We start from the raw sequence: 13,459 nt of genomic DNA on the forward strand, positions 1-13,459 counted from the left end.
GCCGCTCAGTCTTTCGGGGCGGCCCCGCCGCCCAGCCATTCCGCCCGGGTGACGGCGTACTCGACATCCCCGAACTCCGAGCCCTCGATGGCGTCCGGCCACTCCTCGAAGAAGGTGCGAACGTAGCCGAGACCCGCCTTCTCCATCACACGACGCGAACGCTGGTTGACCGTCATCGTGTTGGCGGTCACCCGCAGCACCCCCAGCTCGGTGAAGCCGAGCCGGATCAGCGCCCGCGAACCCTCCGTCGCCAGCCCGCGACCCCACGCCCGGCGGTTCAGACGGTAGCCCAGCTCCACCTCGTCACATCTGTCGTCGCGCAGCGGGCGGAACTCGAACCAGCCGAGGAAGGCACCCGAGCTGCGGTCCTGGGCCGCCCAGTACCCGCGGCCTTCGACGCCCGCCCTGCCGTCCAGGCACGGGTAGTGCCGCAGGAGAGCAGGCATCTTCTCGCGCAGCACCTCCTCACGGGACGTGGGCTCACCGCCGTTGAGGCAGCGCATGACCTCGGGGTCGCTGTCGAGAGCGAGTACGTCGTCCGCGTCGGACTCGCGGAAGGGCCGCAGCGTCAGACGGTCGGTCTCCAGGAAGGCGCGCATGCCGGGATCATCGTCGGCCGCCGCTGCGCCCGCCAGGGAATATCCGGATCAACGCGTCCCATCGCCGCCGCCGCCCGTATCCGTTCCCGACGGGAACGCGCCGCCCGCATCCGCCTCCGGCGGGAACGCGCCGGCGGTCCCTGCACCACCCCGCCCTTGCCCGTCCACCCCCCTGGGAGAAACGACCGATGTCCTCCACCACCCACGACACCGACGCCGCGGACTCCGTCGACCTCGCGCTCAAGATCCTCGTCGCAGGCGGCTTCGGCGTCGGCAAGACCACGCTCGTCGGCGCGGTCAGCGAGATCCGGCCGCTGCGCACGGAGGAACAGCTCAGCGAGGCCGGGAGCACCGTGGACGACACCGAGGGTGTCGCCCGCAAGACGACCACGACCGTCGCCATGGACTTCGGCCGTATAACGATCCGGTCGGGACTGTCCCTCTATCTGTTCGGCACCCCGGGCCAGGACCGCTTCTGGTTCCTGTGGGACGAGCTTTCACAGGGCGCGCTCGGCGCGGTCGTCCTCGCCGACACCCGGCGGCTCGGCGACTGCTTTCCCGCCGTCGACTACTTCGAGCACCGCCGCATCCCGTTCGTCGTCGCGGTCAACTGCTTCCCCGACGCGCGTTCCTTCGGTGCCCACGAGGTCTCCCGCGCACTCGATCTCGACCGGGGCACGCCGGTCGTCCTGTGCGACGCGCGAGACCGCGACTCCGGCAAGGAGGTCCTGGTCCGGCTCGTCGAGTACGCGGGCCGAGTGCACACCGCCCGGATGCTGGACTCCGTCGGTTGACCGGTCGTGCACTGTTGCGCGGCGGTCGTCCGCGGCGGCACCTTGCCGTGGGCGCACACGTGCGAAAGGCTTACCGGCGAACGAGACCACGGGGCGTACGAGCGGGGAGGGACCGGCCATGGCGTTGGACAAGGGACTCGACTGGCTGCTGGACGACCTGACCGAGCGGGTCGAGTACATACGGCACGCACTCGTGCTCTCCAACGACGGCCTGGTCACCGGGGCCAGTGCTGGCCTCGCGCGCGAGGACGCGGAGCACTTGGCGGCGGTCTCCTCCGGCCTGCACTCCCTCGCCCGCGGCTCCGGGCGCCACTTCCGGGCCGGCCGCGCGCGCCAGACCATGGTCGAGTTCGACGAGGCTCTGCTGTTCGTGACCGCGGCGGGCGAAGGCAGTTGCCTGTGCGTCCTCAGCGACGCCGAGGCGGACGTGGGCCAGGTCGCCTACGAGATGACGCTGATGGTCAACCGGGTCGGCGAGCACCTGGGCGTCGAGGCACGCCAGCCTGGCAACACGTTCTGACCTGCGAAGACAGGGGTTGTCCACAGGCCGGGCGGGATGTCGCGGCTGCGGGCTATGGTCATCACCGAGAGTATTCACGGCTCTACGGGGGAGACCGACCATGGTGACCAAGCAGGACGCGCTGTCGTACGCGGCAGGGGACGCGATGTACGCCTCGCGGTACGGAGTTCGGGTCCCGGCCGCGCAAGGCACGGGGCAGGCGCCGGCGCAGGATACGGGACAGGCCACGGGACGGACGGTGGCGCAGGCCACGGGGCAGACGGGGCCGCAGGGCCTCGCGCTGAGCCGGGCTGCACGGGACCTGAGTTTGAAACGCAGCGAGTTGGATCTCGCCGTACAGCTCGGTCAGGTGCGCACGACGCCGGACGCGAGCGGTGGCCCGCCCAGGATCGCCCGGTACGAGATCGACAGGCTCCGGGCGGCGGAGGGTTTCCCGGATGTGCTGCGGGAGCGGGTCCGGACGGTCGGCACCCGCGAGGGCGCCGAGCTTCTCGCGATCACCGGACACCGGTTCACCGGGCTCGCCCGCACGGGCCACTTCGTCCCGGTGCGCTTCTACCTCAACCGCTACCGGGCGGTCGTGTGGCTCTATCTCGCATGCGAGCTGCGCGACTTCGCCCAGGACCACGCCGAGCTGCTGACCGGACGGACCCCGCCCGCGGTGCGGGCGGCGCTCGATGCAGGTGAGGACCGGCGCGCGCGGAACTGGCGCGGCCGAAAGCTCGGGCTCCTGCTGCGGTCCACGGCGGACCCATGGGCGCGCGCCGCCGCCATCGCGGCGGTGCTCGACCCGGTGTCGGTGGCCGAGGTGGTTCCCGACCCATACGAGCGGTCCCGTCTGCGCGTGCTCCGGCCCGACCTGCTGCCCGGCGGCAGACCCGAATCCCCGGCGGGCCGCGAGCTGGTGGACCGCCTGCTGCTCGCGGACCACCCCGACGAGATCCTGTGGCACCGGGTCAGCCTGGCCGAGGCACTGCGCGAAGCGCGTCAGCAGACTCCGGCGCCCAGGCCCGGTCACCCCACGTCACCTCAGGGTGTGCCGCAAGGTCCGGTCGTGTCTCCGGGCCTGCCGCGTCCGGCCGGGCGGCGGGGCAGGCACGCGGCTACCAGCCGCCCGGACCGGCGCCCGCCCGCACTACCGCTGTCACGCCGCACCCCGCGCGCCCTGCTGGACCGTCTCCGGCGCCGAAAGCCGACCCCGGCGGGCTGACGCGGCCGTCGGCCGACCGCAGCGGCTGACACCCCTGTCGGCCGATGCCGGCCGGCACTTGTCTCAGCATGCTCCCGGGGGAGTCAGACGTGCTGCTTCGAAGGAGCACGTTCGACGACCAGTTCGGTGTGAGGCCGGAGGCGAAGCATGGCGCCTGGTTGATCGGCGTGCTCGTCGACGCAGCCCTCGGGTCCCGTGAAGAGCACGTAGTTGATCCCGCCGTTCTGGGCGGAGCGGAAGACGATGCCCTCGACCCGCAGCGGAGAAAGCCAGCGGAAGTACTCGGTCAGGACCTGAGTGGGGACGTACTCGGTGTGCTCGCGTCCGTCGAGCACCACCGGTCGGCTCAAGTCCTCGGAGAACGACCGGATGAACGCGACCGGGTGAACAAGGGACCTCCAGTCGGGGTCGAAGACGCTCGGGGGCTCCGGGACGGCCGACAGGTCGATCACGGCGACCGGGCGTGTCAGCTCGAAGGCGGCGACCGCCGCGTAAGGACGGACATCATGAGCCGATATCTCCGCGACGACGGTGTCCACGTCCGCGGATCCGTAGAACATGGACACCCCTGCCGGGCTCAATCGGTTGGCCGTGGCGCGGGTCCGTGGCGTCGATCCGATGGTGGCTGCCACGAAGCCGGGACGGGTCGTGTCGGCACGCATCCGGCCGCGCCACACCCGGTGACCTGCCGGCAGTGTGCGGACACGCCCAAGCTTCTCGATGACGGCCGATACGACGTCGAGCATGTCGACCGGCGGCTGCTCATCGTGGTCGGTCCCGGAAAGCAGAGTGAACCGCCGCTGATGTCTGACCCGTTCACGGAAGGCGGACCACGGTACGAAGGTCACTTCCCCGGTCGTTCCGGGCCGGGAGAACCCGCGGGACCGCCAGCCCGCGCGTTCCGTACAGTCCGCCACTGCGCGCGTGACGGCGGCATCGATCGCGCGGTGGCAGATCTCCTCGACAGCAACGGAGGTGGGGATTCCCTGATCAGGCCCGGCAGTCTGCTCGTATGCCTCTCGTACAGCCGCCATGACGCTCCGCACGAGTGTGCCGAGGTCCACGGCCACCGGCCGTGAGCGGTCCATGCGGGTACAGAAGTCACAGCGATCGGAGGTCAGCGACGCGGTGAGCCGGCGGCGGAGGTGGTCATCGGTGATGTGGTCCATGCAGACCACGCGCGACAGGAGGGCGGCTCGTTTCGATGGCGTCACCAGGCGTCTCCTCACGCGATCTCGTCGTACGCACGTCTCTTCGCCTGAAGCCGACCGTGGAGAAGGTCGTGGATCGTCCTGCGACGGGTGGTGAAGTGGATGCTCCAACTGGGATCGTCGGACAGCTCGCTCATCATCGGTTCCCAGATCAACTCGAAACTCTCCGAGACGCTCATCCCACCGCGCCCTGCCCCGAAGAGGGGGAAGCAGATGGAGTTGAGGGGGAGCCCCAGCTCGTCCCTTTCCCGTCTGGCCAGGTCGAAGGTGTTGTGGACCGCGCGGGGGATCGCCTGCGGGGCGATCCGGTAGCTGTTCGTTCCGGACACGGGGCTCGCAATGGCCGCGTGGTAGATCCGGTGGACGTTCCGTCGTTGGAGGGCGCCCGCCGGTGTCGGGGCCACAGTCCCTTCGGGCACCGGCAAACCGTAGCTGCCGTGGTTGCGGAGCCATGCGGCGAGGTGGTCGCCGGCCACATCCTCGAGGATCTGGCCGCTACCGCTCTTCTCGGCGGCAGCCCAACGCAGACTGCCGGAGGTCGACGGCTTGAAGAACTGGGAGAGCTGGAGGTAGGTGTTCTCCGACGAGACCACGATGTCGACGTTCCTGAGCTGTTCCACCGGGCCGCCGTGGAGGAAGAACTCGCTTGTGTGCGCGCCGGTGCCGCCGGTGGGGATGGTGATGGGGCCGGCGATCTCCAGTTCGGTGAAGACGTCGTCGGTGCGGTGGGCCGGTCGTCGATGGTGGGGGATGTCCGCTTCGGGTTGCGGCTCGACGGGAAACGGCTCGGCCAGGGCCCGGGCCAGCTCCTTGCGCATCGCGTGGACGATCCGGCTGTCGGGTCCCTTGGGCCGGATGATGGTGAAGTGGTCGCCGGGCAGGACGCCCGTCTCGGGGAAGAATCCCGCCGCCGAAGAGGGAACGACGACGTTGTCGCTCTCTCCTGCGTACGCGACGATCGGGATCGGGCACCTGTCGCTCGAGACATGCGGCGCCCGGACGATCCCGTCGATGACCCGGCGCTGTGTCTCGAGTACCGATGTCTGCAGCGGCTTGAGTTCTCGCTCCTGGCTGTTCCGGGTCATCGGAATCAGGCCTCTGCGGGCCAGCAGGAACAAGTCCGATCCGTTGTTCGGACACGCGAACATCACCAGTCGACGGAGCCTGGCCAGTTCTCTGCCCCGGCCCGACAACAGCATTCTGGAGAGAAACCGCTGGGCGACCAGCCCGCCCTGGCTGTGGGTGACGAGAGCCACGCGTTCATAGCCGCCCGTCAGGTCCCCGATGAAGCCGCGAAGACTCTCCGCCACGGTGTCAAGGTCAGGCATCCGCCGCAGAGGGTTCCAGGTGAGCGGCCTCGTAGCGTACTCGAAGAAGAGGAAGTCGAACTCGTCCGCGACCGAAGGGATCGCGCATAACTCCTGTTGGAGCGGCGTCCATGTGGCCGGAGAGGAGAACAGCCCGTGAACGAAGACGACGGCAGCCTGTCGCAAGTGTCCCCCTGGATGTCTGCCCCGGTGCGCGATCGCGGGCATCATACGCAGGTCTGTGAGGGCGCGCGGGGGTCGGTGCGGTCGCCGAGGAAAACCGGGGAGGCGTCCGGCAGTTGGGTCCCCAGTAATTGGTCGGCGCGGGTGCCCGCCTCGGGAATACCGTTCTGATTCTGCCCAGTCGGCTCGGTGATCAACTGATCGCCCGGCCCACCCCACGTCAGGATGGTCCCACAGTGCCCCAAGCCCTGTACCGCACCCCCGTCGTCGCCGATGCCCACAACGACCTGCTGATCGCTGTCGCCGCACGGCCCCCGCACCGCTGGGCCGAGTTCTTCCGTGAGCGGTGGCTGCCCCAACTGCGCGACGGTGGCGTCACCTTGCAGGTGCTGCCGGTCTTCATCGGCGACCGCTTCCGTCCCGAAGGCGCTCTGCGGGAAACACTCCGCATGATCGAATGCGCCCACGTCATAGCTGAGGGCAACGCTGACGCGGTGCGCCTGTGCCTGGACGGCGACGACATCGACGCGGCCCTGGCGGATGGCAGGATCGCGCTCGTGCTCGCGTTGGAGAGCGCGCCCGGAGTCGATGCCGACGTGGAGCTGTTCTCCACCCTGCACCGGCTCGGCGTGCGCATCGCCTCCATCGCGCACTGGGGGCGCACGCCGCTCGCCGACGGCAGCGGCGAGGACGCCACCGGCAGCCGGCTCACCGAAGCCGGAGTGGCGGCGCTGGCCGAGATGGAGCGCCTGGGCATCATCTTCGACGTGTCGCACCTGAGCGCGTCGGGCGTGGCCCATGTGCTGGAGCTGGCGACGCGGCCGGTGATGGCCACCCACTCCTCGGCCCGCGCCCTGCGCGACCACCACCGCAACCTCACGGACGACCAGATACGCGGCATCGCGGCCACCGGCGGCACGGTCTGCGTCAACTTCCTCCCCGAGTTCCTCGCCGCCGACCCCGCGGGGGCCACGCTCGACGTGCTGGTCGACCACATCGTGCACATCACCGACGTCGCCGGAGCGGAGCACGTCGGACTCGGCCCCGACTTCATCAAGGAGGTCAACGACGACATCACGCCGCCCTGCTGCGAGGAGGGCTACGCGTACGAGTGGTCCCTGCCCCGTCTCGAAGGCCCCCGCGGACTGCCCCTCGTCACCGAGGCTCTGAATCGGCGGGGCATGCCGGAGGACACCCTGCGCGCTGTCCTCGGTGGCAACCTCCTCGACCTGTTCCGCAAGGAGTTGGGCCGCCCCGCCTGACGGCGACGGCCCGGCCCGGCCCGACGACGACGGCCGGGCCCGGCCGGGTGGCCGGCCGGCGCGGGACGGGGTGGCCGCACGGTCCGTCGGACCGGGCGGGGAAGGGCATGAAGCTGGACTGTGGGGCCGCTTAAGAAAACCTCGATGGACGCGACGCTCCGAGCTGGGCAGATTGGAGCGCGTCCACTGAGCGGGGCCGTATTTTCGGTATCCGGCCAGTCCCGTCACCATGCCTGGAGCCGCCCTGATGAAGGCACTTGTCAAGCAGCACGCTGAGCCCGGGCTGTGGCTCATGGACGTGCCGGAGCCCGAGACCGGCCCCGGCGACGTGCTCATCAAGGTGCTGCGCACCGGCATCTGCGGCACGGACCTGCACATCAGGTCCTGGGACGGCTGGGCGCAGCAGGCCGTCACGACGCCGCGCATCCTCGGACACGAGTTCGTCGGCGAGGTCGCGGCGGTCGGTGCCGACGTGTCGGACATCGCCGTCGGGGACATCGTGAGCGGTGAGGGCCACCTGGTCTGCGGCAAGTGCCGCAACTGCCTGGCCGGCCGGCGCCATCTGTGCCGGAGCACCATCGGTCTCGGCGTCGGCCGCGACGGCGCCTTCGCCGAGTACGTCGCGCTGCCCGCCTCCAACGTGTGGGTGCACCGCACCGCGGTGGACCTGGACGTCGCCGCCATCTTCGACCCGTTCGGCAACGCCGTGCACACGGCCCTGTCCTTCCCGCTCGTGGGTGAGGACGTGCTGATCACGGGCGCGGGCCCGATCGGCATCATGGCCGCCGCCGTCGCCAAGCACGCCGGCGCGCGCAACGTGGTGATCACCGATGTCAGCGAGTCCCGCCTGGAGCTCGCCCGCAAGGTCGGCGCCACCCTCGCGGTGAACGTCTCCCAGACCGACATCGCCGCCGCCCAGCGGCAGCTGGGTCTCAAGGAGGGCTTCGACATCGGCCTGGAGATGTCCGGCCGGCCCGAGGCCATGCGGGACATGGTCGACAACATGACGCACGGCGGCCGGATCGCGATGCTGGGCCTGCCGGCTCAGGAGTTCGCCGTCGACTGGTCGAAGATCGTCACCTCGATGATCACCGTCAAGGGCATCTACGGCCGCGAGATGTTCGAGACCTGGTACGCCATGACGGTGCTTCTGGAGGGCGGCCTCGACCTGACCCCCGTGATCACCGGCAGCTACGGCTACCAGGACTTCGACGCCGCCTTCGACGAGGCCGCGACCGCCCGGAGCGGCAAGATCATCCTCGACTGGACCGTCTGAGTCCCGCTCTCTCACCGAGAAACAGCCTCAAGGAGAACCCTCATGTACGCGTCCGTCCGCGACGAGCTCCGCGCCACCCTCGACGAGATCCGCGACGCCGGTCTCTACAAGCCCGAGCGGGTCATCGGCACCCCGCAGAGCGCGTCCGTCGCCGTCACGGCCGGCGGCGCCCCCGGTGACGTGCTCAACTTCTGCGCCAACAACTACCTGGGCCTCGCCGACCACCCCGACGTCGTCGCCGCCGCGAAGGACGCGCTCGACCGCTGGGGATACGGAATGGCCTCCGTGCGCTTCATCTGCGGCACCCAGGAGATCCACAAGGAGCTCGAGCGGCGTCTGTCGGCGTTCCTCGGCCAGGAGGACACGATCCTCTACTCCTCCTGCTTCGACGCCAACGGCGGAGTGTTCGAGACCCTGCTCGGCCCCGAGGACGCCGTCATCTCCGACGCCCTCAACCACGCCTCCATCATCGACGGCATCCGCCTGTCCAAGGCCCGCCGCCACCGGTACGCCAACCGCGACCTGGCCGACCTGGAGCAGCAGCTCAAGGAGACCCAGGACGCGCGCCGCCGCCTCATCGTCACCGACGGCGTCTTCTCCATGGACGGCTACATCGCGCCCCTCGCCGAGATCTGCGACCTCGCCGACCGCTACGACGCCATGGTCATGGTCGACGACTCGCACGCCGTCGGTTTCGTCGGCCCCGGCGGCCGCGGCACCCCCGAACTGCACGGTGTGATGGACCGCGTCGACATCATCACCGGCACCCTCGGCAAGGCGCTCGGCGGCGCGTCCGGCGGTTACGTCGCCGCCCGCGCCGAGATCGTCGAGCTGCTGCGCCAGCGCTCCCGCCCCTACCTGTTCTCCAACTCCCTCGCCCCCGTGATCGCCGCCGCCTCCCTCAAGGTCCTGGACCTGCTGGAATCCGCCGGTGACCTGCGCGAGAAGCTGGCGGCCAACACCAAGCTGTTCCGCACGAAGATGACCGAGGCCGGTTTCGAGATCCTGCCCGGCGAGCACGCCATCGCACCGGTCATGATCGGCGACGCCGCGGAGGCGGGCCGCATGGCCGAGCTGCTGCTGGAGCGCGGCGTCTACGTGATCGGCTTCTCGTACCCCGTGGTGCCGATGGGCCAGGCACGCATCCGCGTCCAGCTGTCCGCCGCGCACTCCACCGCGGACGTCGAGCGCGCCGTCGCCGCCTTCACGGACGCCCGCCGGGTCCTGAAGGGCTGAGGCCGGAGAGAGCCGCCCGGGCTGGCAAAATGGCCTGGTGATCGACCCCCGGCGGCTGCGCATCCTGCGGGCCGTGGCGGACCACCGTACGGTGACCGCCGCGGCCTCCGCGCTGTACCTCACCCCCTCGGCCGTCTCCCAGCAGCTCAACGCGCTGGAACAGGAGACGGGCCACACCCTCCTGATCCGCAGCGGCAAGGGCGTGACCCTCACGGCCGCGGGCGAGATCCTCCTCGCCCACACCCACACCGTCCTCGCCCAGCTGGAGCGGGCCGAGGCGGAGCTCGCCGCGTACGCGGGCGGGGCGGCGGGCGAGGTGACCGTCGCCGCGTTCGCCACCGGCATCGCCGAGGTGGTGGCGCCGGCCATAGGGCGGCTCGCGGCCGACCGCCCCGGCATCCGGGTGCGCGTCCGGGACGCCGAGGGTGACGAGAGCCTGCCGCTGGTCCTCGACGGCGAGGCCGATCTCGCGGTGGCCGTCGAGTACCGGGGCGCTCCCGGCGCGGACGACCGGCGGCTGGCCAGGGTTCCCCTGTACGCGGAGCCGTTCGACGCCGTGCTGCGCGCCGATCATCCGCTGGCGGGCAGCGACAAGGTCGAGCTGGCGGAGTTCGGCGACAGCGACTGGATCGGCCCCTACCCCGGCAACCCGTGCCACGACATGGTGCTGCTCGCCTGCGAACTCGCGGGTTTCCAGCCCCGGCTCGTCCACCTGTCGGACGACTTCCGTGCCGTCGTCGCTCTCGCCGGCGCGGGAGCGGGTGTCGCCCTCGTGCCGCGCTCGGCGCTGCGCGGGATGGAACTGAGCGACACCGTGGTCCGGCCCGTGTCGGGCCCCGCCGCCACGCGCCGGGTGTTCGCCGCGGTGCGCCGCGGTGCGGAGAGCCATCCCCTGATCCGCCCGGTCCTCGACGCCCTCGCGCTCACGGCCGAGGGCCTGTCCACCGGCTGACGGGCCGGGAGTTCACCCGCGACCGCTCTCCGGCGCGCCGGTCCGGGGGCCAGGCTGGTGGACAGCGAGGACTACGCCACGGCCCAGGGCTTCGTCGCCGCCGGGCTCGGCATCAGCCTGATGCCGGTCATGGGCATCGGCGGGCGCCACCCGGGGGTCGTGGTGCGCAAGGTGCGCGGCCCCGAGCCGGTGCGAGCCGTTCACGCCGCCGTACGCCGCTCCCAACCCTGCGGGCCCCGCGCTGAGCGGCCTTCTGGGCGCCCTGCGCGAGGCGGCTCAGCGGTAGCCCCGACCCGGCGGCTCGGGTCCGCACCGACGCCGGGCCGCTCGGCGCACAGGGCCTTTGGATCACGGCATGCGCCCGGCTCACGGGATCGTCGGACCGCGTAGGCCGCCCGGACCACCGGGTGGTCGCACCCGCCCACTCGGCTCACCGGCCCGGCCACGGCGGCGCCGTCGGCTGCGCGGCCCGCCCGTGAGCCGGTGCGCAGCCGACGGGCCGCCGGTCGTCAGACGACCGCCCCGCTGCGGTCGTCCGACCGCAGCGCCCGTCCGCCGCGCGGTGTACGGGCCGGGCGGGACCGCCCGGAGCGGCGGGACTGGAGGATCACGGCCACCGGCATGGCCGTGAACACCGTGGACGCCATGCCCACCACGACCCCCGCGAGGAGCGCCACGGAGAAGTCCGTCAGCGAGTCGCCGCCGAGGACGGCGAGCGCGACCAGGACGAACAGCGCGCCCATGCCCGTGTTGACCGTACGCGGCAGGGTCTGCGCCACCGCCCGGTCCGCGAGGTCCGCCCACTCCAGGGACGTGCCGGTACGGCGCAGTTCGCGCAGCCGGTCCAGGACGACGACCGTGTCGTTGACGGAGTAGCCGACCACCGTGAGCAGCGCCGCCAGGAAGACGCTGTCGACCGGCCTGCCCAGCCAGGCGAACAGCCCCACCACCAGCAGCACGTCCTGCACCATCGCGACGACCGCCGCCGTCGCGAAGGTCCACCGGAACCGCAGGCTCAGATACACCAGTTGTGCCGCGACCGCGATGCCCAGGGCGACCAGCGCGTGGGTGCGCAGCTCGCCGCCGAGACTGGGGCCGATCAGCTCGTCCCGTTCCACCGTGACGTCGCCGCCGACCGTCTCCAGCGCCTCACGGATCCGTTCCTGCTGCCGGTCGCCGGTCTCCTTGGTGCGGACGGACACCGTGTCCTCACCGGTCGTCTGCACCACCGCCTGCGGGAAGCCCGCCTCGACCACGGCCGCGCGCGCCGCGTCCGCGTCCACCGGCCGCTCGGCCGCGTACTGCACGCTGCGTCCGCCGGTGAACTCGACCCCGAACTCCAGCCCGCGCACACCGATCCCGCCGACGGCGAGGAGCAGCGCACCGGCGCAGATCCCGAGCCAGCGCCGCCGGTGCCGCATCAGCCGCGGCGTACGCCGCGCGAGACGCGCCCGCAATCGTCCGATGGTCGCCATCCCGGTGAGCGCCGGCCGCCGGCGCACGAACGCCGTCCGCACGGCCCATTCGGCGAGCAGCCGCGTGATCAGCATCGCGGAGACCATGGACGCCAGCACACCGATGGCGAGGGTGACGCCGAAGCCCTTGACCGGGCCGGTGGCAAACGCGAACAGCAGACCGGCGGCGAGCAGTGTCGTCACATTCGAATCGGCCACCGCGCTCCACGCCTTGGCGAAGCCGGTGCGCAGTGGCGGGCGCAGGTCGCGGGGCCCCTTGGGCCGCCGGCCGCCGGGGCGCGTGTACTCCTCCCTCGCCCGTTCGAAGACGAGCACATTGGCGTCCACGGCGATGCCGATCGCGAGGACGAACCCGGCCAGGCCCGGCAGCGTGAGGGTCGCGCCGAGCGCCACGACCGCGGCGTAGGAGATGAGCCCGTACAGCGCGAGCGCGACGGTGGCGAGGAGCCCCAGCAGCCGGTACACGGCGATGATGAACAGCCCGGTGCAGACCAGGCCGATCACGGCGGCGAGCGCGCTCGCCCGGATCGCCTCGGCGCCGAGCGTGGGGCCCACCGTGCTCTGTTCGACCGTCGTCACGGGAACGGGCAGGGCTCCGCCTTTCACGAGCGCTGCCAGGTCGCGCGCCTCGGCGGCGTCGAAGCCGCCGCTGATCTGCGCGGAGCCGCCGGTGATGCCCGTCCCGCAGGGCACGCTGCTCTGCATGCCGGGCGCGGACACGATCCGGTCGTCCAGCACGATCGCCACGCGCCGGGCCGGGTCCGAGGGTGCCGCGCAGGCCGCGTCGCCCGTCAGGCGTGCCCAGGTCCCGCCAGCGGCGCCGCGGAACGACAGGTCGACGCTCCAGCCCCTGCCGCTCTGTGTGTCGAGCACGGCCTCGGCGTCCTCGACGCCGTCGCCGGTCAGGGCGGCAGGCCCGAGTCGCAGATGGCCGCCGGGCGTGTCGGGGTCGGCGAGGACGCGCGACCCGTCCGCGGCGGGGCGGCTCACCGGTCCCGGTGCCGCACCGGTGACGGCGTGGAAGGACAACTGGGCGGTGCGGCCGATGACGTCGGCGGCCTTGCGGGGGTCCTGCACCCCGGGCAGTTCGACGACGATGCGCCGCTCCCCGGAGCGGGCGAGGGATGGTTCGGCGACACCGAGCCCGTCGACGCGACGGCGCAGCACCTCCAGCGCGCGGTCCGTCGCCGACGCGTCGGCACGGACAGTGGGGGAGTCCTCGGTCTCCAGGACGATCCGCGTGCCGCCGCGCAGATCGAGTCCGAGGCGTGCGGGAGTGGTGAGAGCGACGCCGAGGGAGACGGCGACGACGGCGAGCGCGATCAGCGCACGCCACAACGTGGTACGGCGAGATGACATGAAGGCTCCACGAACGGTCCGCGGAGGACGGGCGCGCCGTTTCGGTGACGGGTGACGCCCGCGCCGGCGGACGGA

The 13,459-nt window shown here is 71.5% G+C and carries 12 protein-coding genes; 8 read left to right on the forward strand and 4 right to left on the reverse strand.

Annotation, left to right across the window (positions count from 1 at the left end; genetic code table 11):
* Positions 1–5: 5 nt before the first annotated feature.
* The gene (locus ACF08N_RS05080; protein ID WP_392323205.1) at positions 6–599 is read right to left on the reverse strand and encodes a GNAT family N-acetyltransferase; all 594 of its coding nucleotides are present in this window, start codon (positions 597–599) and stop codon (positions 6–8) included.
* A gap of 188 nt (positions 600–787) precedes the next feature.
* Here ACF08N_RS05080 and ACF08N_RS05085 point away from each other — a divergent pair, with 188 nt between their 5' ends.
* The 3 genes from ACF08N_RS05085 to ACF08N_RS05095 all read left to right on the forward strand — a co-directional run bounded on the left by ACF08N_RS05085 (position 788) and on the right by ACF08N_RS05095 (position 3,123).
* On the forward strand, positions 788–1,393 hold the full coding sequence (locus ACF08N_RS05085; RefSeq protein ID WP_392323206.1) for an ATP/GTP-binding protein: 606 nt from the start codon (positions 788–790) through the stop codon (positions 1,391–1,393).
* 118 nt (positions 1,394–1,511) lie between these two features.
* Positions 1,512–1,913 (forward strand): roadblock/LC7 domain-containing protein, encoded by a 402-nt coding sequence (locus tag ACF08N_RS05090; RefSeq protein ID WP_392323207.1) that lies wholly within the window; start codon positions 1,512–1,514, stop codon positions 1,911–1,913.
* Between the two features lie 100 nt (positions 1,914–2,013).
* A complete protein-coding gene (locus ACF08N_RS05095) occupies positions 2,014–3,123 on the forward strand; it encodes a DUF6397 family protein (protein WP_392323208.1) in 1,110 nt (369 codons plus the stop codon).
* Positions 3,124–3,206: 83 nt separating this feature from the next.
* Here the strand turns inward: ACF08N_RS05095 and ACF08N_RS05100 are convergent, their stop codons facing one another.
* Together ACF08N_RS05100 and ACF08N_RS05105 are read right to left on the reverse strand one after the other, a co-directional pair.
* Positions 3,207–4,292 carry an RES domain-containing protein gene (locus tag ACF08N_RS05100; protein ID WP_392323425.1) on the reverse strand — a complete coding sequence of 362 codons (1,086 nt, stop codon included), beginning with the start codon at positions 4,290–4,292 and terminating at the stop codon, positions 3,207–3,209.
* A gap of 56 nt (positions 4,293–4,348) precedes the next feature.
* The gene (locus ACF08N_RS05105) at positions 4,349–5,827 is read right to left on the reverse strand and encodes an alpha/beta fold hydrolase (protein ID WP_392323209.1); all 1,479 of its coding nucleotides are present in this window, start codon (positions 5,825–5,827) and stop codon (positions 4,349–4,351) included.
* A gap of 233 nt (positions 5,828–6,060) precedes the next feature.
* Here ACF08N_RS05105 and ACF08N_RS05110 point away from each other — a divergent pair, with 233 nt between their 5' ends.
* The 5 genes from ACF08N_RS05110 (at position 6,061) to ACF08N_RS05130 (ending at position 10,940) form a co-directional block, all read left to right on the forward strand.
* On the forward strand, positions 6,061–7,086 hold the full coding sequence (locus ACF08N_RS05110) for a dipeptidase (RefSeq protein WP_392323210.1): 1,026 nt from the start codon (positions 6,061–6,063) through the stop codon (positions 7,084–7,086).
* A 247-nt stretch (positions 7,087–7,333) separates the two neighbouring features.
* On the forward strand, positions 7,334–8,362 hold the full coding sequence (gene tdh / locus ACF08N_RS05115; RefSeq protein ID WP_392323211.1) for an L-threonine 3-dehydrogenase: 1,029 nt from the start codon (positions 7,334–7,336) through the stop codon (positions 8,360–8,362).
* Between the two features lie 42 nt (positions 8,363–8,404).
* Positions 8,405–9,598, forward strand: a complete 1,194-nt coding sequence (locus tag ACF08N_RS05120) for a glycine C-acetyltransferase (RefSeq protein ID WP_392323212.1) — start codon at positions 8,405–8,407, stop codon at positions 9,596–9,598.
* Between the two features lie 37 nt (positions 9,599–9,635).
* Positions 9,636–10,550: a LysR family transcriptional regulator gene (locus ACF08N_RS05125; RefSeq protein WP_392323213.1), complete on the forward strand. Its 915-nt coding sequence runs from the start codon at positions 9,636–9,638 to the stop codon at positions 10,548–10,550.
* Between the two features lie 57 nt (positions 10,551–10,607).
* Entirely contained in the window at positions 10,608–10,940 is a 333-nt protein-coding gene (locus ACF08N_RS05130) for a LysR substrate-binding domain-containing protein (RefSeq protein ID WP_392323214.1), read from the forward strand.
* 119 nt (positions 10,941–11,059) lie between these two features.
* On the opposite strand, the gene secD is transcribed toward ACF08N_RS05130, so the two are convergent.
* On the reverse strand, positions 11,060–13,384 hold the full coding sequence (secD, locus tag ACF08N_RS05135) for a protein translocase subunit SecD (RefSeq protein ID WP_392323215.1): 2,325 nt from the start codon (positions 13,382–13,384) through the stop codon (positions 11,060–11,062).
* Positions 13,385–13,459 lie beyond the last annotated feature (75 nt).

This window comes from Streptomyces sp. NPDC015127, from assembly GCF_043080095.1.
In the GTDB taxonomy this organism is placed as follows: Bacteria; Actinomycetota; Actinomycetes; order Streptomycetales; family Streptomycetaceae; genus Streptomyces.